Here is a 20,553-nt window from a genome sequence, read left to right on the forward strand (position 1 = left end):
GCGCCGCCGCGCGTCAAGCGATTTCTAGCCGAGCGGAATCCAGCCGTTGGCGGCGAGGGAGTCGTCGTCGGTGCCGCTGGGCCGGGGCCGCGCGTCGTTCAGGTCGTTGATCAGCTCGGAGACCGGATGCGAGTCGCTGTAGTGGTAGCCCTGGGCCAGCGCGAAGCCGAGCTCGGTGAGCACCGCGGCCTGGTATTCGGTCTCCACGCCCTCGGCGATGACCTGCAGATCCAGCGACTTGCTGAGCGCGGCGATCACCCCGAGCAGCGGCGGCGCCGGCGAATCGGAGCGGATCGCGGCGACGAAGGACTGGTCGACCTTCAGGATGTCGCTGGGGATCGTGGCCAGCCTGCTCAGCGAGGAGTAGCCGGTGCCGAAGTCGTCGATGGCGATGCGCACGCCGCGGTCGCGCAGGGTGTGCAGGTTGGTGATGGCGGTCTGCGACTCGGCGGCCAGCTCGCTCTCGGTGACCTCGAGAACCAGCTGATCGGCGGGCCAGCCGGTGTCGGACAGGATCGTCGCTACCCGCTCGGCGTAATCGGGTTCGGCCAGTTCGAGACCGGAGACGTTCACATTGAGGGTGAGGTCGAGCGAGGCGAAGCTCTCCTGCAGGCGTGCGGCGTCGGCGCAGGCGCGGCGCAGGACCAGCTCGTCCAGATCGGAGATGAGGTCGTACTCCTCGGCCACCCGGATCAGGCCCTCGGTGGTGACCTCGGGCTGGGCGTTCGACGACCAGCGCAGCAGTGCCTCGACGCCGACCGCCTGCCCGCCGTCCTCGGTGAGGCTGACGATCGGCTGGTAGTGCACGTCGAGCGCGCCGCGGTCGATCGCCTCGCGCAGTTCCACCGCCAGCGGCAGCTGCCGCGACGACTCGAGCACCGTGCGATTGCGGCCCGCCTGCTTGGCCCGGTAGAGGCCCACGTCGGCGCGGCTGATCAGCAGCGAACCGGACTCCCCCGGCTGCCAGGAGGTGACACCGGCCGAGCATCCCATCGTCACCGCGGCGCGCAGCTTCTCGGTGAGCAGGATCGCGGCCTGCTCGGTGGTGCCGGGCAGCAGCAGCGCGAAGACGTCACCGCCGAAGCGGGCGAGCACCTGGTCGGGGGCGAGCAGGTCGAGCCAGCTGTCGGCGACCCGCTGCAGCACCGCGTCGCCGGCGCGGTGGCCGAGGTGGTCGTTGATCTTCTGGAAGCGGTCGAGGTCGACCAGCACCAGGGACAGGCCCTGACCGCTGCGGCCCGCCGCGTCGATCGCGGGGTTGAGCTGCTTCTCGAAGCCGCGGCGATTCAGCAAACCGGTGAGCACGTCGATGTCGGCGTCCGAGGCCATCCGGGTGAGGATGCCGACGACGACACCGGCGCCGAAAGTGACACCGGCAGGGATCAGACCCGACCACCACGGCAGATCGCGCGCGGGCAGCACCCACAGGCACAGGGCCATCGCGAAACCGATGTGCGCGACGGCTTGCGGCCAGGCGAAGAACAGCGCGGCGTCACAGGCGACGAAGACATAGAACGAGGCCAGCGTGATGCCGCCGACCAGGTTCGGGAAGTCGTGCACGGCGATCGTCACCAGGACGGCGGCGGTGGCCAGGTAGAGATGGTGCAGGGCGTGCGGCATCCGCGGGCCCCACACCAGCAGCGTCAGGCCGAGTATCAAGGCGACCGCGGCCGCCGTTCCGACCAGCAGCCGATTACCGTCGTCCCCCGGTGCGACCGCAGTGATCGTCAGGCCGAGGACACCGCCGAGAACGTAGAACGCCCCCGTTGTCCTGGCCATGACCTTTGCCGTCGCCAACGCCGATGCCGCCCGCACCCGGGTTCGGGTATCGCCGCGCGCCCCGATTCCTCGCACGAGCACCAGCCTAGATGTTGTTCGGTCAGGACGTTTGCCACATCAACAAAAGTGATTCCAGCAAACAGTGAAGAGCTCTACGGTGTGAGTACCTCGGTGCCGACGAAGGGCACCAGCGCCGCGGGCACCCGCACCGACCCGTCGGCCTGCTGATGGTTCTCCAGGATCGCCACGATCCAGCGGGTCGTCGCCAGCGTGCCGTTCAGGGTCGCCGCGATCTGCGCCTTGCCGTTCTCGTCCCGGTACCGGACCGCGAGGCGGCGGGCCTGGAACGTGGTGCAGTTCGAGGTCGAGGTGAGCTCACGGTAGGTCTGCTGGGTCGGCACCCAGGCCTCGCAGTCGAACTTGCGCGCGGCCGAGCTGCCGAGATCGCCCGCGGCCACGTCGATCACCCGGTAGGGCACGTCGATCGCGGCCAGCATCTCGCGCTCCCAGGCCAGCAGTCGCTGGTGCTCGGCGTCGGCCTGCTCGGGGGTGGTGTAGACGAACATCTCCACCTTGTCGAACTGGTGCACGCGGATGATGCCGCGGGTGTCCTTGCCGTAGCTGCCCGCCTCGCGCCGGAAACACGACGACCAGCCGGCGTACCGCTTCGGACCGGCGCTCAGGTCGAGGATCTCCTCCGAGTGGTAGCCGGCCAGCGGCACCTCCGAGGTACCGACGAGGTACAGATCGTCGTCCTCGAGGTGGTACACCTCCGCCGAGTGCTGCCCGAGGAACCCGGTGCCGGCCATGATCTCCGGGCGGACGAGCACCGGCGGGATCATCATCGTGAAGCCGTTGGCCACGGCCTTCTGCGCGGCCAGCTGCAGCAGCCCGAGCTGCAGCAGCGCGCCGTGCCCGGTGAGGAAGTAGAACCGCGAGCCCGACACCTTCGCGCCGCGCTCCATGTCGATCAGGCCGAGCGATTCGCCGAGCTCGAGGTGATCCTTCGGCTCGAAGTCGAATTCCGGTGGGGTGCCGACCGTTTCGAGCACGATGTAATCGTCCTCGCCGCCCGCGGGCGCGCCGTCCTGCACCACGTTGGAGATGGCGCGGTGCGCGGCGTCGAGATCGGCGTCGGCCGCGTTCTGCGCGGTCTCGGCCTCCTTGACCTTGGCCGACATGTCGGTGGCCGCGGCGAGCAGCGCCGGGCGCTCCTCCTTGCTCGCCTTGCCGATCACCTTGCCCATCGCCTTGTGCTCGGCACGCAGGGTGTCGGCGGTGGCGACGGCGGCACGGCGCGCCGCGTCGGCTTCGAGCAGCGCGTCGACGAGCGCCGGGTCCTCGCCGCGGGCCCGCTGCGAGGCTCGGACGGCTTCCGGGTTCTCGCGCAGGAATCGGAGGTCGATCATGAGAAAACAGCCTAGTAGTTTACGCAACTCTTATTCACACGGCCTATCCCCGCGCGCGGTGGCAGGAGCATAGTTGCGGTGTGAGTACTACTTTCGACGCCGCCGTCATCGACAACGCACTTGCCGATCTCACACAGGGGGAGAAGACCTGGGCCGCGACCGGCCTGCGCCGCCGCCGCGAACTGCTCGAGGAACTGCACGCGCTGACCGCGCGCGACGCCGAGGCCTGGGTCTCCGCGGCGCGCACCATCAAGCAGCTCGACGCCGACAGCCCGCTGCTGGGCGAGGAGTGGATGTCGGGCCCGATGACCATGCTGGCGGGCGCGCAGGCGCTGGCCGAATCACTCGGCGCGCTCGAACGCGGCGCCAGCCCGCTCGACGGGGTCGAGCTCGGCACCGCCCCCGGCGGCCGGGTGTCGGTCCCCGCGCTGCCGCACGGCTTCTACGACAAGCTCCTGCTCAGCGGATTCAGCGCCGAGGTGTGGCTGCGTCCCGGCGTCGACGCGGCGACCGCCCGCCGCAAGGCCGGGCTCGCCCAGCTCGACCCGGCCGCGACCGGCGGCGTCGGCGCGGTGCTCGGCGCGGGCAACATCATGTCGATCGCCCCGCTGGACACCCTCTACGAGCTCTACGCCAACAACCGGGTCGTCGCGCTCAAGCTCAACCCCATCACCGACCCGCTGCTGCCGGTGTTCCAGGCGATCTTCGCGCCGTTCATCGAACTCGGCGTGGTCCGCATCCTCACCGGCGGCGCGCCGGAGGGCGGCTACCTGGTGAACCATCCGCAGGTGGCGCACGTGCACATGACCGGCGGCGCGCCCACCCACGACGCGATCGTGTGGGGCGCGGGCGCCGAGGGCGCCGAGCGGAAGAAGACCGGAACGCCCGCGCTGGCCAAGCCGATCACCAGCGAGCTCGGCGGCGTCGCGCCGTGCATCGTGGTGCCGGGCGACTGGTCGGCGGCCGACCTGAAGTTCCAGGCCGAGCACGTGGCGACCCAGCGCCTGCACAACGGCGGCTACAACTGCGTCGCCGCGCAGACCGTCGTGCTGAGCGCCGACTGGCCGCTGCGCGAGCGGTTCCTCACCGAGCTGCGCGCCGCGATCGACCGCGCACCGGCCCGTCCGGCCTACTACCCCGGCAGCGACGGTCGCGTCGCCGGCGCGCTCGAGTCCTACCCCGGCTCGGCCCGCGCCAACGGCCGCGTCCTGGTGGAGGACCTGCCGGCGGGCGACACTCCGCTGCTGCGCACCGAGTACTTCTCCCCCGTGCTCGGCGTGGTCTCGCTGCCCGGCACCGGCGCCGATTTCCTGCGCAATGCCGTCGACTTCGCCAATGACGAACTGATGGGCACGCTCGGCGCCAACATCATCGTCGACCCGGCCACCGTCAAGGAGCTCGGCGCCCATCTCGACACCGCCGTGGAGGACCTGCGCTACGGCACCGTCGCGGTGAACGCCTGGACCGGCCTGGCCTTCCTCACCCCGCGCGCGAGCTGGGGCGCCTTCCCCGGCCACACCCTCGACGACATCCAGAGCGGAATCGGCGTGGTGCACAACGCGTTCCTGCTCGACGACGTCGAGCGCACCGTGGTCCGCGGCCCATTCCGGCCCGCCCCGCGGGCGCTGCTGCGCGGCGAATTCACGCTGAGCCCGAAGCCGCCGTGGTTCGTCACCAACAAGACGGGCACGGGCACCGGCCGCAAGCTGACCGGGTTCTACGGCGACGGCAAGCCGACCCGCTTGCCCGGCATCTTCGCCTCGGCGCTGCGCGGATAGGTACGCTCGGGGCCGAGCAGTCCGAGATACCCAGCCACAACGACCCGACCTCGAGGAGGGTCCGCCGCCCCAGCGGCGGGTCGCGGCCGTCCCGTCGATCCGGCGCCGTGGCGCACGCGACGAAGGAGCAAGCCACGGTGCCTGATCGACGGGACCCACAGGGCCGCGACCTCGAGCGTGCCAGCGCTCCGACCTCTCTTTCCGCGCGCAAGCTGCGGTGGGGGCTGCTGATCGGCGCGCTCGGCGCGGTGATCGCGGCGCTGGTCACGATGACGGTCACCGGCTTCGACACCGACAAGGTCGAGGCGCACCAGCCCGGTGCGGAGCCGGTGGTCCGCGACAAGGAGTTCAGCAGCGCGAACGAGGGCGACTGCCTGAGCTGGACCAAGGCCGACCGCAGCGACCTGGTGAAGGTCAACTGCGGTGACAAGCACCTGTTCGAGGTGGCCGGGGTGGTCGATCTCAGCGCGTACCCCGGTCGTGAGTTCAGCGGCGGAACCCGGCATCCGGATTCGCTGCGGATGACCGAGCTCAGGGACGAGCACTGCGTGCCCGCGGTGCAGCGCTACCTGGGCGGCCGGTTCGATCCGCGCGGCAAGTACATGGTCAACGTGATGTCGCCGAGCCCGGCGGGCTGGCAGCACGGCGACCGGACGCTGCGCTGCGGCCTCCAGGTGGCGGCCACCGCGTCGAGCCCGGCGGCGACCGGCAGCATCGTCGAGCAGGACCAGTCGAAGGTGCACGCCGTCGGCACCTGCCTCGGCATCAACCAGAACCTGCCGACCGATCCGGTCGACTGCGCGCAGCCGCACGCGGTCGAGATCGTCGGCACGGTGGATCTGGGTTCGCACTTCACCGGCGGTCCGCCCTCGGAGGCCGATCAGGACAAGTTCGTCGAGGGCGAGTGCAACCGGCTCTCCACCGAGTACCTCGGCAGCCCCGACGCCATCAGGAACAAGACGCTGACGCTGTTCTTCGACTATCTGGAACCGACCAGTTGGCTCGCGGGCAGCAAGAAACTGGACTGCTGGCTCGGAAAGGGCGCCGACCGTGAGGGTTTCGCGCCGATCGTCGGTTCGGCGCGCGGGGAGATCCTGATCGACGGTCAAGCCCCGGTGCCGCCGCCGAACACCGGCCGCTCCACCCCGGCGCCGCTGCCCGGCGCCGCGCCGCTGCCGCCGCAGCCGCAGCCGCGGTGACCGCGCCGGAGCGGATGTCGCCGGAGCGGTTCGAGGAGCTGGTCGGCGACGCGCTCGACCTGATCCCGCCCGAGCTCAGCGGGGCGATCGACAACGTGGTGGTGCTGGTCGAGGCCAGAAACGAGGAGGAGCCCTCGCTGCTCGGGCTCTACCACGGGATCGCACTCACCGAGCGCGACAGCTACTACGCGGGATCGCTGCCGGATACCGTGACCATCTATCGAGAGGCTATTCTCGACATCTGCAGCTCGGACGACGAGGTGGTCGAGGAGGTAGCGATCACCGTGATCCATGAAATCGCACACTATTTCGGGATTGACGACGACCGGTTGCATGAGCTGGGATGGGGCTAGCGAAATTGGGTGGGGAATCGATGGAACCGAACGACCCGCTCTCGCGTCCTATCACTCGTAGGGGGAATTCTCGTGGTTCCCGATAGTCGCCACCAGAAGGAGTCGGGTAATGGTCGGACACGTCCTCATCACGCCTGAAATCGTCCTCGCCGCATCCGCGGAGCTGGATCTGCTCGCCGAGCGACTCGCGGTCGCCGCCGGGCTGGCCGGGCCGACCACCCACGTGCTGCCCTCCGGCGCCGAAGAGGTCTCCCTGCTCGCGGCCGGGCACTTCAACCGGGCCGCCGCCACGCACGACAGCGCGGTCGCCCAGGCCATCCTCGAACTGCATCACGCGGCGGCGACATTGCGGTCGCAGCTCGCCACGAACATCGGCGAAGACATCGCTCGCGCGGCGGGCATCTCCGCCATCCAGGTGTAGCTGTACCCGATCCGTCGACGATCACTCATTTCAGGGGAGAAACAAGCATGACCGCAGGGATCACCGGCGTCTTCTGGCTGCCGCGCATGGCGGAGATCAACTCGACCACCCTCAACGCGGGCGCGCACGCGATTCCGATCAGCGCCGCCGCCACGTCGTGGGGCACGCTGGCGGCCGCGTGGGGCGACGCCGCTTTCACCATCACCCGTGTCATCGCCGAGGTGGGGGTCGGCCTGCAGGGTGTCAACGGTCTGGCCGTGCTCGCCAAGCTCGCACCCTTCGGCGCGTGGGCCGGGCAGCAGGGCATCATGGCCGGCGTCATGAGCGCCAAGGCCACCGCCAACGCGACCGCCTACACCGTGGCCTCGCTCGCGATGCCGAGCCTGCCCGAGATCGCCGCGACCAACACCGCCGTCGCCGCGTCGGCCAACCCGCCCGGCGTCGTCTCCGGCGCGTTCGAGGCGGCCGAGGTCGCCCGGCACGCGATGGACATCCGCGCCGCGCTGGTGATGGAGACCTACGAGGCGGCCACCACCGCCACCGTCACCACGCCCGGCGAGTTCTCCATGCCGCCGACCATCGCCAGTGGCGCGGGCTCGGCCACGGCCGCGGAGGGCGACTTCGGTGGCGACCCGCTGACCACGGCGGTCGCCGCGGCACAGGCGCTGGTCTCCAACCCGGGCGTGGTCAGCGCGGCCACCCAGGCCGCCAATGTCGCCGGTGGTGTCCTCACCAGCGGTGTCAGCACCGTCGGCAACATCGGCGCCTCGGCGATCTCGGCGGCTACCGCCTCGACCGTCCCCGCGACCACCGCGGCGGTGCCCGCCATGGCCACCATGGGCGCGGTCGGCGCCGCGGGTGTGGCGACCACGTCGGCGGGTCTCGGCAGCGTCTCGCTCAACGCGGGTCAGCTGAAGCTGCCCGAGGGCTGGGGCGCGCCCGCCGCGAACGCGGGCGCCTCCGCGCCGGTCGTCGAGTCGGTCGTCCGCACCGACGCCGCGCCGGTCCGCAACACCAGCGCGGGCGCCAACCCGCTGCTCGGCAACCGGGCCAAGGGCGAGGAAGACGACGAGCACGACGCCGTCGACTACGGCCGCTCGGACGAGGCGTTCACCGACGGCCGCTACACGGCAGAAGGTGTGATCGGCGCCGACCTCGCCGGAAACGCCAGGTGACGGTGCTCGGCGGGGGCAGTGGGGGGTCGTTGCTGGATGCCGTCGTGCTTTCGCTCGACGACATGCAATTCCTCCTCGAGACGCTGCAATTCGACGAGATGCCCGTGGTGCTCGACGCCATGGGCCGCTACGACAACGTCGCGGCGCACGATGCCGCGATGAAGGTGGCCGAGGCCGCGCTCACCGAACGCGAACTGCTGTTCGGTGACGTGGTGCAGCCTGAGCTGGCCGAGCGCCTGCGGGTGCTCTACCGGCCGCAGTGGATCATCGCCCTGCGGTGGGTGGTCCAGGGCCACGTGAACCGGTTCTGTCTGGCGCAGGGTGACGACCGCGCGGTCGTCGCCCTGCGTGGGCCGGAGTCCTACGTCATCGACGACGCCGGGCTCGACCTGCCCGGCGCGGTCCTGCACGCCCTCGGCCAGTCCGAGGCGCTCGAGCTGTACGGGATGAACGCGCCCACCGAGGAGCTGGCGCCGATCTTCGGCGACACCGGCGACGTCGCGGCCACCACCGAGCGGCTGGCCAAGATCGGCAAGCCGGCCACCGACGCGCAGACGCTGGCCTCGGCCCTGGTGGAGATCCACTCCTACGCCGAGATCGTCGGCGTGGCCTACGGTGACGGTACCCGCGACATCCAGGACAACCACATCGCCGTATTCAACACGCGCGCGGGCCGATTCATCATCACCGCCAGCGTCGCCGACGACGGCGTGAAGTGGTCGTCCATCGCCACCGGCACCAACGCGCGCCTGCGCACCGCGGTCGCCGATCTCATCGAGTCGCTGCCGGTGCGCGAGGAATTCCCGATCGCGAACGCCGAGACCAGGGGCTAGCTCAGCCCATCGGGTCGTCGGGGGTCGGCTCGGCGTCGACCGAGAACGGTGGCGTGAACCTGCCCCACCGCAGGCATTCCCAGCCGCCGTTCTCGGTGGGCAGCAGTTCGATGGTCTCGGTGTTGTCGAGATGGTTGTTCGTGGTGAACGGCGGGGCCACCCCGGCCAGCGTCATCGCGACCAGGCGCATGGCGGCACCGTGGTTCACGACGAGCACGTCGCCGTCGGCGTCGTCGGTGAGGAACTCGGTGCGCAGGCCTTCGAGCACGGGCACGATCCGGTCGAGCACGTCGCTGCCCGATTCACCGCCGGGGGCGCGCAGGTGCAGTTCACCGTGGTGCCAGCCGCGGTAGATCTGCTGGAAGAACTCGTGGGCGGCCGGGTCGGAGCGCCCGTGCAGGTCGCCGACCTGCACCTCGAACAGGCCGTCGAGCACGTGGACGGGCGAACCGGTGGCCGCCTCGATGTAGCCGGCGGTCTGCTTGGCGCGCAGCGCTTCCGAGGAAACCAGCACCTGCGGCGGGCGCACGAGCCCGGCGCCGAACGCTTTCGCCTGTGCCACACCGCGTTCGGTGAGCGGAAGCCCGGGCACCCTGGTGTCGAGCAGTTTCGCGACGTTGCCCTCGGTCTCGCCGTGCCGCACCAACACCAGCTTCGCGCGTGTATTCATAGGTCCGCGACCCCCTTTCGCAATTGCGTCAACCATTCTGCGGCAGGTTCGTCCGACGGGGGCGGCGTTCCGACTGCCGAATACGCGGGCCAGGAACCGAGGAACCGGATCCGGGCCGTGCGGTGCAGAGCCTTCAGTGTTTCCGCGACCGCCGGATCGTCGATGTGGCCGACGCAGTCCAGATAGAAGCGGTAGGTGCCCATCGAGGTCCGGGTCGGCCGCGATTCGATGCGGGTGAGATCGACCCCGCGCGTGGCGAATTCGGCGAACGCGCGCATCAGCGAGCCCGGTTCGTTGGGCAGTTCGAGCACGACCGAGGTGCGGTCGGCCCCCGTGGCCGGCGGCGCGACGCCGGGCTTGGTCACCAGGACGAATCGGGTGACGGCCTGGTCGTGGTCGGCGACCCCGGCGGCCAGTGTGGCCAGGCCGAGCCGTTCACCGGCCAGCGCGGTGGACACAGCCGCGTCGGCGAGACCGGCGGCGACGTCCTCGGCGGCGGCCGCATTGGACGCCGACGTGTACGGCCGCGCCTCCGGCATTGTCCGCGCCACCCACTGCCTGACCTGGGCGGCGGCGACAGGATAGGCCGCCAGCGTGCGCACCTGCTCCAGCGTGACACCGGACCGCGCGACGATTGTGAAGCTCACCTCGAGTTCGGTCTCGGCGACGATCTGCAGCCGCGGCCCGATGGCGAGGGAATCCAGCGTGGCCGGGATCGACCCCTCGACGGAACTCTCGATCGGCACCACCGCGCCGTCGACCTCGCCGGCGCGGATCAGCTCCAGCGCGGCGCCCTGACTCGGCGCGGCGACCCGCTCGACCGGGCCCTCGAAGGCCCCCGAGTTCTCGAACTTCGCCAGAGCCATTTCGGTGAAGGTCCCCGATGGCCCGAAATACGCTATACGCGGCACACCGAAAGATTAGCTGGATCGTTGACGGCGGGCCGCTCAGCTCACGGTTCGAGTATGCGCAGTGCCGCCGTTATCGCCTGCTCATCGGCGGTTTCGACAGCGAGCAGAACACTTCTGGTCGCCTCGATCGCGGGCGGCTTCAGCGCCGTGAGGAAGTCGAGGTCCGGCGCGGTGAGCGCGGTGGGGATGTCCTCGCCGCAGAGCGCGGCGACCGTGCCCGCGACGACGGCGACCGCGCGGGCGCCACTGCCGGTGCGCGCGACGAACCCGTGACCGGCGTGCGCGATGTGGACCAGATAGGCGGCCAGCTCGGCGTCGGGAATGTCGATGTCGACGACCTCGGCGCCGTCCGGCGCGGAGCCGACCGGCCGGACCAGACCGGCCACCAGGCTGCGCCGGGCGGGGGCGGACAGGCTGACCAGGACGGGTTCGGCGTGGTCGTCGTGGCTCATCGGTCCACCGTAAGAAGCGGATTCGCGCGGGGATTCGCCGGGGTGTACCTCTTGCGCGAAGCCGCTCTGTAACTTAGCTTAGGTTTACCTAATCATCAGTTCGCGGAGGTTGTCATGTCGAGCCCAACCACGATCCTCGCGCCGACGACCGCCGAGCGCGTGCGCAGCGCCTGCGCGCACGCGGAGACGGCGGTGCTCGCGCTCCCCGGCATCGATCCGGTGCCGACCACGCTGCATCACCTGCGGCGATGTGGCGACGCGGTGATCGCGGTACCGGCAGGCTCCCTCGCGGCGGCGCTGGCGGCGACGGCCAACGAGACCTCGGCGGTGCTCGAACTCACCGACCACGCCCCGCTGCCGCTGCGCGAGCCGGTCCGGGCCCTGGTGTGGCTGCGCGGGTGGGTGCGGCAGGTCCCGGCGCAGGCCCAGCGCGCGCTCGCGGTGGAGATCGCCAAGGACTTCCCGCACCCCGGCCTGCTCGACGTGGGCCACGGGGTCACCCTGCTGCGCCTGGTGGTGAATTCGGCCGTGCTGGCCGACACCTCCGGCGCCGAATCGGTCGACCACGCCGACCTGCGCGCGGCCACCGCCGACCCGTTCTGCGAACTGGAGAGCGCCTGGCTGCAGCACATGGCCGAGGACCACGCCGACATCGTCGCCCAGCTCTCGCGGCACCTGCCGACCCGGCTGCGCGGCGGGCTCGTGCACCCGCTGGCCATCGACCGCTACGGCCTCACCCTGCGCGTCGAGGGCCCCGAGGGCGATCATGACGTGCGCCTGCCCTTCGCCAACCCCGCCGACGACATCGAGTCGCTGAGCAAGGCGGTGCGCATCCTCGCCGGATGCCCGTTTCTGAACGGCCTGCGCCGCATCTGAGCCGGGCCCTCGCCACCCACACTGCCTACACTGCGCGCATGCGCCTCGATCCGCCCACGACTGAGCTGAGCGAGCGGGAACGGTTCGGTCTCCGGGTGGAGATCGCCGTCGTCCTGCTGGTGACCTTCGGGTTGAGCGGGCTCAGCGCGGGGCTGTCGCTGCTCGACTCCGCGCTGTCCCCTGGCGGGGTCGGCGGACGCACCGTGGCGCTGAACGCCTCGCGGTCCGACAACTCCTTCCTGGATCTGCTGTTCCAGCTCGTCGGCATCACCCGGCTGCTGGCCTGGGCGGCGCTCGGGCTGTATCTGTTGTGGCGCAGCGGGATCGGGCCGCGACTGATCGGCCTGGCCCGGATCGGCCGCGCCGACGTGGTGCCCGGGTTGGCGCTGGCCGCGGTGATCGGGCTGCCGGGGCTCGGGCTGTATCTAATCGCGCACGCGCTCGGGGTGAGCGTCACGATCGTGCCGAGCTCGCTGTCGGAGTGGTGGCGGCTGCCGGTGCTCATCCTGGCCGCCTGCGCGAACTCGGTCGCCGAGGAAGTCCTGGTGGTGGCCTACCTGATCACCCGGCTGCGCCAACTGGGCTGGTCGGAGAACCGGTCGCTGGTGGCGTCGGCGCTGCTGCGCGGCAGTTACCACCTGTACCAGGGGCTCGGTGGCGGGCTCGGCAACATCGTCATGGGTCTGATCTTCGGGCGGTACTGGCAGCGCACCAACCGGCTGTGGCCGCTGATCCTGGCGCACGCGACGATCGACGCGGTCGCCTATCTCGGCTACAACGTGCTGCGCGGACGCGTCGGCTGGCTGCCGTGAGCGGCGTGTCACCGCGTTTCGCGCTAACAGGTCACCGTGTCCGGGGTATCCAGTAGTGACCGAGCGCGCACAACCGAGCCCGCGCACCCGACGATCAGTAGAGTTCGACAGTGATGAACGGCGATGATCCACGCAGGCGCCGGGTGCCGCCGACGGGCCGCCCCGGTGGCCCTCCGCTGCCGCCCCAGGGCCGCCCGCGACCGGGCGCCCGACCGGTGCCGCCCGGCAACGACCCGACGGTCCGGCACGGCGGTCCGCACGACCCGACGGTCCGGCACAATCCCGCGCCCAGCCGCCCCGCATCGCACATCGAACCCACCCAGGTGCTGCACCGCGACGGCCGCGACCAGCCGCTCGCCTACTCACAGATGCCGCCCGAGCAGCCGAAACAGCGTCCGCACGCGCCGACGCAGCGCCCGGTCCCGTACCGCGAACCCATTCGGCACGCCCCCACCCAGCGCCCGGTCCCGCATCACGATCGCGTGCCGCCGCGGCGCACCCCACCGCCGCCCGAGGCGGGCAGGCAGGCGCAGCCGCCGCGGCGCAGGCGCAGGCGTCATCCGTTCCGGTGGTTCACGCTGATCATCGTGCTCCTGATCGCCGGGTTGATCGCCGCGGTCGTGCACCTGGACAACTCGCTCACCCGCATCCCCGCACTCGCCTCCTACAGCGATCGGATCGGCGATACGCCGGGCACGAACTGGCTGCTCGTCGGCTCCGACGGTCGTGGCGACCTGACCACCGAGCAGGAAGCGGAACTGGCCACCGGCGGCGACACCGGGCCCGAACGCACCGACACGATCATGCTGGTGCACATCCCGGAGTCGGGGCCGACCACAATGGTGAGCCTGCCCCGCGACTCCTATGTGAGCGTGCCCGGCCACGGCAAGGACAAGCTGAACGCCTCGTTCGCGCTCGGCGGCGCGCCGCTGCTGGTGCAGACGGTGGAGGTGGCGACCGGCGTGCGGATCGACCACTACGCGCAGATCGGTTTCGGCGGCTTCGCCGGCGTCGTCGACGCGCTCGACGGCATCGAGATGTGCCTCGACGAACCGATCGTCGACCCGCTGGCCGGGCTCGATCTGCCCGCGGGCTGCCAGAAGCTGAGCGGTCCGCAGGCGCTCGGTTTCGTGCGCACCAGGGCCACCCCGAACGCCGATGTCGACCGGATGAACCATCAGCGGATGTTCATGTCGGCCCTGCTGAAGAAGGCGACGAGTGCCAGCACGCTGGCCAATCCGTTCGCGCTGTGGCCGATGGCCACCGGCGTGGCCGGTTCGCTGAAGGTCGACGACGGCGACCACATCTGGAATCTGGCCGCGCTCGGCTGGGCGATGCGCGGTGACACCGTCACCACGAGCGTGCCGATCGGCGGCTTCGACGACACCGATGTGGGCAATGTGTTGCTCTGGGACAAGTCCAAGGCGCCCGGCTTCTTCGATGCGCTCGCCAAGGATCAGCAGATTCCCGAGGACCTGCTCACGCGGTAACGTCGAGGCATGGCCGAGGACCGTTCGTTCACCGAGCTGCTGCGCGACCAGATCCGGCACGGTCTGACCACCGCGCAGCAATACCTTTCCGCCGCGGTCTATTTCGACACCCAGCGGTTACCCGAGCTGGCCGCGCAGACCTATACCCGCGCGGCCGAGAACCGCGGCCACGCGATGCGGATGGTCCAGTATCTGCTCGACCGCGATATCGCCGTGACGATCGGCGGCCTCGACGAGGTGCGCGAGCAATACGATTCGCCGCGCGCCGCCATCGCCTTCCTGCTCGATCGCGAGCGCACGGCCACCGGACAGATCAGCGCTTTGGCCGCGGCCGCGCGCGACGCAGGCGATTATCTCGGCGAACAATTCGTGCAGTGGTTCCTGCGGCAACAGGTGGACGATGTTGCGACGATGGACACACTGCTGACCGTGCTCGACCGCCAGGACAATTTGTTCCAGGTGGAGGAATTCATCCGCCGGGAACTCGTCGGCGCAGTTCCGGCCGACAAGTCGGCGCCGAAAATGGCCGGTCAGGGCAGGCTCAGTTAGGGATCACTTCCTTAGGAAATACTTCCCTCAATAAGGTTGCACTTGGATGACAACCCCCTTTGACCAGGTCTAATGTGGCGGCCATGTCGATTCATCCGGAACCCCCGCGCAGCAAATTCCACAGTCTGCTCCAAGATCAGATCCGGCATGAGTTCAATGCCGAGCATCAGTACATCGCCATTGCGGTGTGGTTCGACAACAACGACCTGCCGCAGCTGGCCAAGCGTTTCTACGCGCAGTCGGTCGAAGAGCGCAATCACGCGCTGATGATCGTGCAGTATTTCCTCGACCGCGACATCAGCGTGGAGATCGCCGGCGTCGACGCGGCGAAGTCGAACTTCGAGTCCGCGCGCGAGCCGATCGAGCTGGCGCTGGCCCAGGAGAAGACGGTCACCGACCAGATCATCCGGCTGGCGAGCACCGCTCGCGAGGAAGGCGACTACCTCGGCGAGCAGTTCATGCAGTGGTTCCTGAAGGAACAGGTCGAGGAAGTGGCCAACATGACCACGCTGCTCAACATCGCCGATCGCGCCGGGTCGAACCTGTTCGATCTGGAGGCGTTCATGTGGCGCGAGCTGAGCGCGCCGAAGGAAGCTTCGGGCGCCCCGAGCGTCGCGGGCGGCAGCGTCTAGCTCGCCGCGGACGGATTCGGCTCGCGGGCAGCGAGCCGAATCCGTCGTGCGTTCACCAGCCGGAGCCGGAGCCACCCGAACCGGTGTTGGCGAGGATGGTGCCGATCACCATCTGCGCGAGACCGGCGACAGATCCCAGAAATTCCATGATGTCCTCTTTTCACTTCGCCGGTTGGTCGGCGTAGGCGTGAACCTAGCCGACCCGGCAAGTGAAAGGAGCTTATTTCATTTTGTTCAGCGCAGGGTGACCTGACGCCCACGCAGACCGTCGCGCGAGCGGCGCTCCTCGCCGGTCATCGGGGCATCCGAGGCCAGCGCCTCGGCCAGGCGCGCACCGAATTCGCGGGCAGGCGCCTCCCACTCGGTGGGGTGCAGTTCGGGGTCGAGGTCGAACACCGGCACCAGCACGCCGTGCGTGCGGAAGGAACCCGCGAAGCGCGAACCCTCGCCCATGTGCAGACCGCCCTTGGCGTGCACGCGAGCCAGCGCCAGCATCAGCTTGTCCTCGTCCTCGGGTCGCACCCAGCGCACGTGCGCCTTCTCGCCCGCGTCGACCCACCAGGCCGCACCGACGCCGTCGGCGCCCAGATCCAGGCGGGCAGACGGCATGATCGCCTGCTTGGCCTGCTCGATCGTGGCCGCCACCTGCGGATCGGGCGTGACGCCCTCGGGCACCCACCAGTCGAAGTCCTGATGCACGGTGAGTTCGAGGTCGGCGCCCGGATCGATCACGTCGGCCAGCCGCGGACCGCCCTCGACCGCACCGGCCGACTCCAGCGACTCGCCCGCCTCGGCCGACTGCGTCCACAGGATCGCCGCCGCGATATCGGCCGACGGATCGACGCCCTGATGCTGCACCTGGGTGCCGACGAAGCCGACGGGCTCGTCGCCCGCGCGCACCAGCGCGGCCACGGCGCCGGGCAGCACGGTCGCCAAGGTGACCTCGCGCTGCGCCGCGACACCGGGCGCCAGCTTCAAGGTCGCGGTCGCCGACGGCACGAACTCCCGCAGCGCCACCAGATCACATTCGGCAGCAAGACCTTCGAACGGCCGCGTCGGGGCCGCCGATGCCTGCTCCTGCGCCGCACGCCGCTCGGCGAGACGCTGAGCCCGATTACTGTCGGGCTTCGGACTGTTCCGCTTGCTTTTACCCACGCACGGAGTTTATGGGCGGGTACCTCAGACGCCTGCGAGCAGGGCCTTCGTGCGGCCGGGGTGATTGGTTGCGACCCAGCTCACGCCCAGGTCGGCGCACAATTTCACGTCGTCGGGCTCGTCGACGGTCCAGCAGTAGGTGGCCCGGCCCGCCGCGGCGGCCTTGTCGACGAGTTCCGGATGCTCGCGCAGCGTCTTGACCGAGGGGCCCACCGCGGTCGCGCCGACCGTCGTCGCGGCACCGCCGCCGAGGAAGCGTGAGGACTCGCCGAGCAGCACCGTCGGCAGCAGCGGCGCGGCGCGGCGGATCCGCCAGACCGCTGTCGCCGCGAACGACATCACCACGGCGCGCGAGTGGTCGGCCGAGGCGGGGGTGGCGATGCCGAAGCGCTGCAGCTCGGCGAGCACCTTGTTCTCCACCAGGGCGCCGTAGCGCACGGGGTGCTTGGTCTCGATGAACAGCTTGGTCGGCCTGCTGCGCCAGTCGAGCACGAGGCTGATCAGGTCGCTGAGGGCGAGCACGCCCTCCGGCCGCTCGGCGGTGCCGAAGTTCATGTCGCGGAGTTCGTCCAGGGTCAGTTCGCTGACCAGGCCGGTGGCGTCGGAGGTGCGGTCGACGGTGCGGTCGTGCACGCAGACCAGGTGCCCGTCGCGGGTCAGCCGGACGTCGCACTCGACCCCGTCGGCACCCTCCTCCAGCGCCAGCTCGTAGGCGGCGAGGGTGTGTTCGGGGCGCGCCGCGGACGCGCCACGGTGCGCCACCACGAACGGCGCGCGATTGCCCTGGCTCACTTGGCCACAACCTCCTCTTGCGAATTCTCGATCTCGTCCCGCTCGCCCGGGGTCACCGGGGCGATGACCACCTCGGCCGGATCGGCGGCCATCACCCAGCGGTGCGCCGAGCGCGGCGCGCCGCGGAGGTCACGGCCCTCGAGCAGGCGGACCGTCCACAGCGTGAGCACCGCGAAGGCGGCCGCGCACAGATCGCTGAACGCGGTGAAGGAGACGCCGTCGGCCTCGGCCTGCAGGCTCGAGGCGTCGCGCCACAGCGTGGCGGCGAGCAGGATCAGCCCGCTGGCCACCCAGGCCGCCCACCAGATCCGCACGGCCCGCTCGGCGCGTGGATCCGGCTTCGCGCCGACCAGCTCGGTGAGGAAGACGCCGGGCCAGATCAGGTTCACGCCGGGGACGAGACATCCGGCGATCAGCGTCCAGCGGCGCCGCGGATCGCGGCTGCCCCGCGCGGCGAACGCGGCCTTGCGCGCCTCGATCAGCCACGCGACCAGCGACAGCGCCGTCGCCAGCGCGCACAGCGGCGCGATGACGCCGAACACCCACACCGACATGTCGGAGATCCACAGCAGCCAGCTGGGGATGAGGGTGGTGCGGTTGCGCAGCAGGATCAGGTATCGGCCGTATTCGGCTGCCGCGGCGACCAGGAACGCCAGCGCGGTGAGCACGAGCAGCACATCGCGCGATTCGGCGATCCCGCGCAGCGGACGCTCGGGCGCGCGTGCGGGTGCCCGCGGCGGGTCGAGCAGGCCCCAGCGGGGGACCTCGGTGTAGCGCGGGGTGGGGCCGGGCGGCGCGGCGACGGTCGTCCCCGCGGCCTTGCGCAGCCGGTGGTCCGGCCTGCGGGCGACCCAGCGGTAGTTGCGCTGTGACGCGGGCGCGTCGACCCGGCCCGGCGAGAGCAGCACGCCACGGCAGCGCGGGCACCAGTGCATCGGTGCGCCCTGCACAGCCCAGCGCGCGCCACAGCGCGCACATGGTTGCACCACCGAACTCACCCGCGCACCCCGTTCCGGACTAGTAGATCTTGGCTTCGTGCTCACCGTCGGCGACCACCGGACGGCCGGTCTGCTGCCAGGCCACCATCCCGCCCGCGACGTTGACCGCCTCGTACCCGATGTGGGCCAGGTACCGGACGACCTCGATCGAGCGCCCGCCCTGCCTGCACACCACGTACAGCTCGGCGTCGATGTCGAGCTCGTCCAGGCGCGCCGGCACGTCGACCATCGGGATGTGGATCGCGCCCGGCGCGTGGCCGAGCTCCCACTCGTCGGGTTCGCGCACGTCGAGCAGCTGGATACCGGGGACCGGTTCCGCGCTGTCGAACGCGGCGGGTACCGCACCCACCGGCACCGTGGGGACCTCGGAGCTCGTCACGCCTCGATCCTGCCATGCCGCGACCGAGCTCGGGCTGCCGTGGGCGCGGTCTGTGGATGGATCTCGGTTATCCACAGAATCCACAGGGTGATCCACAGGTCTCAGCTATCGGTCAGCACACTATTTCGAGGCATGGGCTATCAACCGAGGTCGCATCGGGAAGAACAGCGGGCGGGGCAACCGATCCGGGACTCCCCTCCATGTCATCCCGGAGCGGCTGCCCGCCGCTGACGTCGAGATCCGGGGTTGTACCGGACCCGACATCTACTTGGACGCGAGCCGGGCCCGATCGGTTCCATAAAAAACGACAACACTAGAGAAAATCCTAAATCCTGGGATCTGGGCGGGCGGATCGGTAGCCTGGGCGCATGAACACGAGCAGGGGGCTACTCGACAGTTTCGACATCAACGGCCTGAATACCGCTTTGTCCGAATCAACCTGTCTCGGAGTAGAGGTGGACGCCGCGGCGGGGCGCCTGCAGCTCGCTCTCGAGGTGCTGACGCTACCCGCCGACAGCTCGGCACCGACCGAGTCGAAAGTCCTGCTCACCTTCACCGGAGTCACCCGGGTCGCCGCGTCCCTGCGCATCCAGCGCTGGGACGACATCGACGCCCGCGTCCTCCCCCTCACCCTCGACCAGCTCGACGAGGCCATCGAGAGCTTCGGCGGCGGCGGCCTGCACGGCTGGGAATTCATCGATCTCGACGACAGCGGCTGGACCCTGTGGAGCGAGCTGCTCAGCTTCGACACCGTGCTCGAGCACCGGATCGCGGCGCATGTCATCGAGTTCTCCCAGGAAGAGGGCATCGATCCGCGCGAACTCGATGTTCGCGTCTGGTTCGACAAGATCACCGTCGCCGACCCGAGCGGTCGCGAGATTCCGATGGCCGAGTTCATCGAGGGCGGCAAGCGCTGGTGGGCCGCGCACGATGCCGGCGACGCCAGGGCCTCGAAGGCCGAGGTCGCCCCACCGCTGTAGCCCGACCGCGTCGACATCCGCTCCGCGCGGGAATGCGGGGCCGCACGCCTGCGGTTGCAGCGAGCGGGTGTACGAATGATGGTTGGTGTGCTCGACCGAATGGGCGCACACAGCCCGACACACGGAAAGGGACATCGTGGCCGTCTACACACTGCCCGAACTCGATTGGGACTTCAGCGCGCTGGAGCCGCACATCTCGGGACAGATCAACGAGATCCACTTCACCAAGCACCACGCCGCCTACGTGGCCGGCGCGAACGCCGCGCTGGAGAAGCTGGAAGCCGCCCGTGAGGCCGGCGACCATGCCGCCATCTTCCTGAACGAGAAGAACCTGGCGTTCCACCTCGGTGGCCACACCAACCACTCCATCTGGTGGAAGAACCTCTCCCCCAACGGTGGCGACAAGCCGGTCGGCGACCTGGCCGCCGCGATCGACGACCAGTTCGGTTCGTTCGACAAGTTCCGCGCGCAGTTCACCGCGGCCGCCAACGGCCTGCAGGGCTCCGGCTGGGCCGTCCTCGGTTACGACACCCTCGGCCAGAAGCTGCTGACCTTCCAGCTGTACGACCAGCAGGCCAACGTGCCGATCGGCATCATCCCGCTGCTGCAGGTCGACATGTGGGAGCACGCCTTCTACCTGCAGTACAAGAACGTCAAGGCCGACTACGTGACCGCGTTCTGGAACGTCGTCAACTGGGCCGACGTGCAGGAGCGCTTCGCTCGCGCCGTCACCCAGGGCAAGGGCCTCATCTTCGGCTGAGTAGCCGAGGCTGAGTAGCCGAGCCAACCAGGGGCCCCGACATACGTCGGGGCCTCTGTCATCTCGCCTGATCTCGCACCGACATGGGTAACTCGTCGGGCAGAGGTCGCGGAGCGGCGGGCTGGCACTCACTGGTACTTGTGTGCCAGA

Annotated in this window: 22 protein-coding genes; 13 read left to right on the plus strand and 9 right to left on the minus strand. The window is 69.9% G+C overall.

The window, feature by feature from the left end:
- Nucleotides 1–24: 24 nt before the first annotated feature.
- Nucleotides 25–1,854: an EAL domain-containing protein gene (locus tag AB0H56_RS18595; RefSeq protein WP_357164416.1), complete on the minus strand. Its 1,830-nt coding sequence runs from the start codon at nucleotides 1,852–1,854 to the stop codon at nucleotides 25–27.
- Nucleotides 1,855–1,931: 77 nt separating this feature from the next.
- Entirely contained in the window at nucleotides 1,932–3,188 is a 1,257-nt protein-coding gene (serS, locus tag AB0H56_RS18600; RefSeq protein WP_110038028.1) for a serine--tRNA ligase, read from the minus strand.
- A gap of 80 nt (nucleotides 3,189–3,268) precedes the next feature.
- Between serS and AB0H56_RS18605 the strand changes: the two genes are divergently transcribed.
- From AB0H56_RS18605 to AB0H56_RS18630, 6 genes are all read left to right on the plus strand, one after another.
- Nucleotides 3,269–4,966, plus strand: coding sequence for an aldehyde dehydrogenase family protein (locus tag AB0H56_RS18605; protein WP_357164419.1), 1,698 nt, complete (start codon nucleotides 3,269–3,271; stop codon nucleotides 4,964–4,966).
- Between the two features lie 137 nt (nucleotides 4,967–5,103).
- Entirely contained in the window at nucleotides 5,104–6,165 is a 1,062-nt protein-coding gene (locus AB0H56_RS18610; protein ID WP_357164422.1) for a septum formation family protein, read from the plus strand.
- 14 nt (nucleotides 6,166–6,179) lie between these two features.
- A complete protein-coding gene (locus AB0H56_RS18615) occupies nucleotides 6,180–6,518 on the plus strand; it encodes a metallopeptidase family protein (protein WP_110038294.1) in 339 nt (112 codons plus the stop codon).
- Between the two features lie 109 nt (nucleotides 6,519–6,627).
- On the plus strand, nucleotides 6,628–6,939 hold the full coding sequence (locus AB0H56_RS18620) for a PE family protein (RefSeq protein ID WP_110038025.1): 312 nt from the start codon (nucleotides 6,628–6,630) through the stop codon (nucleotides 6,937–6,939).
- Between the two features lie 47 nt (nucleotides 6,940–6,986).
- Nucleotides 6,987–8,114: a PPE family protein gene (locus AB0H56_RS18625; RefSeq protein WP_357164425.1), complete on the plus strand. Its 1,128-nt coding sequence runs from the start codon at nucleotides 6,987–6,989 to the stop codon at nucleotides 8,112–8,114.
- 62 nt (nucleotides 8,115–8,176) lie between these two features.
- A complete protein-coding gene (locus AB0H56_RS18630; RefSeq protein WP_357164428.1) occupies nucleotides 8,177–8,947 on the plus strand; it encodes an ESX secretion-associated protein EspG in 771 nt (256 codons plus the stop codon).
- Between the two features lies 1 nt (nucleotide 8,948).
- On the opposite strand, the gene AB0H56_RS18635 is transcribed toward AB0H56_RS18630, so the two are convergent.
- From AB0H56_RS18635 to AB0H56_RS18645, 3 genes are read right to left on the minus strand one after another with little or no spacing between them, the layout of a single operon-like run.
- Nucleotides 8,949–9,617: a histidine phosphatase family protein gene (locus AB0H56_RS18635; protein ID WP_357164431.1), complete on the minus strand. Its 669-nt coding sequence runs from the start codon at nucleotides 9,615–9,617 to the stop codon at nucleotides 8,949–8,951.
- Nucleotides 9,614–10,528, minus strand: coding sequence for a prephenate dehydratase (gene pheA, locus AB0H56_RS18640; RefSeq protein WP_357164434.1), 915 nt, complete (start codon nucleotides 10,526–10,528; stop codon nucleotides 9,614–9,616). The genes AB0H56_RS18635 and pheA overlap by 4 nt, the downstream gene beginning before the upstream one ends.
- Nucleotides 10,529–10,569: 41 nt before the next feature.
- On the minus strand, nucleotides 10,570–10,980 hold the full coding sequence (locus tag AB0H56_RS18645; RefSeq protein ID WP_357164437.1) for a hypothetical protein: 411 nt from the start codon (nucleotides 10,978–10,980) through the stop codon (nucleotides 10,570–10,572).
- 114 nt (nucleotides 10,981–11,094) lie between these two features.
- Here AB0H56_RS18645 and AB0H56_RS18650 point away from each other — a divergent pair, with 114 nt between their 5' ends.
- The 5 genes from AB0H56_RS18650 (at nucleotide 11,095) to AB0H56_RS18670 (ending at nucleotide 15,339) form a co-directional block, all read left to right on the plus strand.
- On the plus strand, nucleotides 11,095–11,856 hold the full coding sequence (locus tag AB0H56_RS18650; RefSeq protein WP_110038019.1) for a DUF2470 domain-containing protein: 762 nt from the start codon (nucleotides 11,095–11,097) through the stop codon (nucleotides 11,854–11,856).
- A 38-nt stretch (nucleotides 11,857–11,894) separates the two neighbouring features.
- Nucleotides 11,895–12,668, plus strand: coding sequence for a CPBP family intramembrane glutamic endopeptidase (locus AB0H56_RS18655; RefSeq protein WP_357164440.1), 774 nt, complete (start codon nucleotides 11,895–11,897; stop codon nucleotides 12,666–12,668).
- 113 nt (nucleotides 12,669–12,781) lie between these two features.
- A complete protein-coding gene (locus AB0H56_RS18660; protein WP_357164530.1) occupies nucleotides 12,782–14,158 on the plus strand; it encodes an LCP family protein in 1,377 nt (458 codons plus the stop codon).
- A gap of 9 nt (nucleotides 14,159–14,167) precedes the next feature.
- Nucleotides 14,168–14,707, plus strand: a complete 540-nt coding sequence (locus AB0H56_RS18665) for a ferritin-like domain-containing protein (protein WP_357164443.1) — start codon at nucleotides 14,168–14,170, stop codon at nucleotides 14,705–14,707.
- A gap of 83 nt (nucleotides 14,708–14,790) precedes the next feature.
- Nucleotides 14,791–15,339 carry a ferritin gene (locus tag AB0H56_RS18670; RefSeq protein ID WP_110038016.1) on the plus strand — a complete coding sequence of 183 codons (549 nt, stop codon included), beginning with the start codon at nucleotides 14,791–14,793 and terminating at the stop codon, nucleotides 15,337–15,339.
- Between the two features lie 234 nt (nucleotides 15,340–15,573).
- Here AB0H56_RS18670 and AB0H56_RS18675 read toward each other — a convergent pair whose 3' ends face one another.
- The 4 genes from AB0H56_RS18675 to AB0H56_RS18690 are packed head-to-tail and all read right to left on the minus strand — an operon-like array spanning nucleotide 15,574 to nucleotide 18,663.
- Entirely contained in the window at nucleotides 15,574–16,494 is a 921-nt protein-coding gene (locus tag AB0H56_RS18675; protein ID WP_357164446.1) for a DUF5926 family protein, read from the minus strand.
- A 24-nt stretch (nucleotides 16,495–16,518) separates the two neighbouring features.
- Nucleotides 16,519–17,286 carry a glycerophosphodiester phosphodiesterase gene (locus tag AB0H56_RS18680; RefSeq protein WP_357164449.1) on the minus strand — a complete coding sequence of 256 codons (768 nt, stop codon included), beginning with the start codon at nucleotides 17,284–17,286 and terminating at the stop codon, nucleotides 16,519–16,521.
- On the minus strand, nucleotides 17,283–18,284 hold the full coding sequence (locus tag AB0H56_RS18685; RefSeq protein WP_357164452.1) for a DUF4328 domain-containing protein: 1,002 nt from the start codon (nucleotides 18,282–18,284) through the stop codon (nucleotides 17,283–17,285). The genes AB0H56_RS18680 and AB0H56_RS18685 overlap by 4 nt, the downstream gene beginning before the upstream one ends.
- 19 nt (nucleotides 18,285–18,303) lie before the next feature.
- Nucleotides 18,304–18,663: a rhodanese-like domain-containing protein gene (locus AB0H56_RS18690; protein WP_110038012.1), complete on the minus strand. Its 360-nt coding sequence runs from the start codon at nucleotides 18,661–18,663 to the stop codon at nucleotides 18,304–18,306.
- Between the two features lie 368 nt (nucleotides 18,664–19,031).
- On the opposite strand from AB0H56_RS18690, the gene AB0H56_RS18695 reads away from it, so the two are divergent.
- A complete protein-coding gene (locus tag AB0H56_RS18695; RefSeq protein WP_357164455.1) occupies nucleotides 19,032–19,643 on the plus strand; it encodes a hypothetical protein in 612 nt (203 codons plus the stop codon).
- A 136-nt stretch (nucleotides 19,644–19,779) separates the two neighbouring features.
- Nucleotides 19,780–20,403 carry a superoxide dismutase gene (locus AB0H56_RS18700; RefSeq protein ID WP_357164458.1) on the plus strand — a complete coding sequence of 208 codons (624 nt, stop codon included), beginning with the start codon at nucleotides 19,780–19,782 and terminating at the stop codon, nucleotides 20,401–20,403.
- Nucleotides 20,404–20,553 lie beyond the last annotated feature (150 nt).

Source organism: Nocardia sp. NPDC050717 (assembly GCF_040654275.1).
Taxonomy (GTDB): Bacteria; Actinomycetota; Actinomycetes; order Mycobacteriales; family Mycobacteriaceae; genus Nocardia.

Bases quoted from the DNA above. Each gene is read 5' to 3' on its own strand.
- serS (WP_110038028.1), bottom strand. From the start codon at position 3,188: ATGATCGACCTCCGATTCCTGCGCGAGAACCCGGAAGCCGTCCGAGCC.
- AB0H56_RS18615 (WP_110038294.1), top strand. From the start codon at position 6,180: ATGTCGCCGGAGCGGTTCGAGGAGCTGGTCGGCGACGCGCTCGACCTG.
- AB0H56_RS18620 (WP_110038025.1), top strand. From the start codon at position 6,628: ATGGTCGGACACGTCCTCATCACGCCTGAAATCGTCCTCGCCGCATCC.
- AB0H56_RS18625 (WP_357164425.1), top strand. From the start codon at position 6,987: ATGACCGCAGGGATCACCGGCGTCTTCTGGCTGCCGCGCATGGCGGAG.
- AB0H56_RS18630 (WP_357164428.1), top strand. From the start codon at position 8,177: ATGCAATTCCTCCTCGAGACGCTGCAATTCGACGAGATGCCCGTGGTG.
- AB0H56_RS18635 (WP_357164431.1), bottom strand. From the start codon at position 9,617: ATGAATACACGCGCGAAGCTGGTGTTGGTGCGGCACGGCGAGACCGAG.
- AB0H56_RS18645 (WP_357164437.1), bottom strand. From the start codon at position 10,980: ATGAGCCACGACGACCACGCCGAACCCGTCCTGGTCAGCCTGTCCGCC.
- AB0H56_RS18650 (WP_110038019.1), top strand. From the start codon at position 11,095: ATGTCGAGCCCAACCACGATCCTCGCGCCGACGACCGCCGAGCGCGTG.
- AB0H56_RS18655 (WP_357164440.1), top strand. From the start codon at position 11,895: ATGCGCCTCGATCCGCCCACGACTGAGCTGAGCGAGCGGGAACGGTTC.
- AB0H56_RS18660 (WP_357164530.1), top strand. From the start codon at position 12,782: ATGAACGGCGATGATCCACGCAGGCGCCGGGTGCCGCCGACGGGCCGC.
- AB0H56_RS18665 (WP_357164443.1), top strand. From the start codon at position 14,168: ATGGCCGAGGACCGTTCGTTCACCGAGCTGCTGCGCGACCAGATCCGG.
- AB0H56_RS18670 (WP_110038016.1), top strand. From the start codon at position 14,791: ATGTCGATTCATCCGGAACCCCCGCGCAGCAAATTCCACAGTCTGCTC.
- AB0H56_RS18695 (WP_357164455.1), top strand. From the start codon at position 19,032: ATGAACACGAGCAGGGGGCTACTCGACAGTTTCGACATCAACGGCCTG.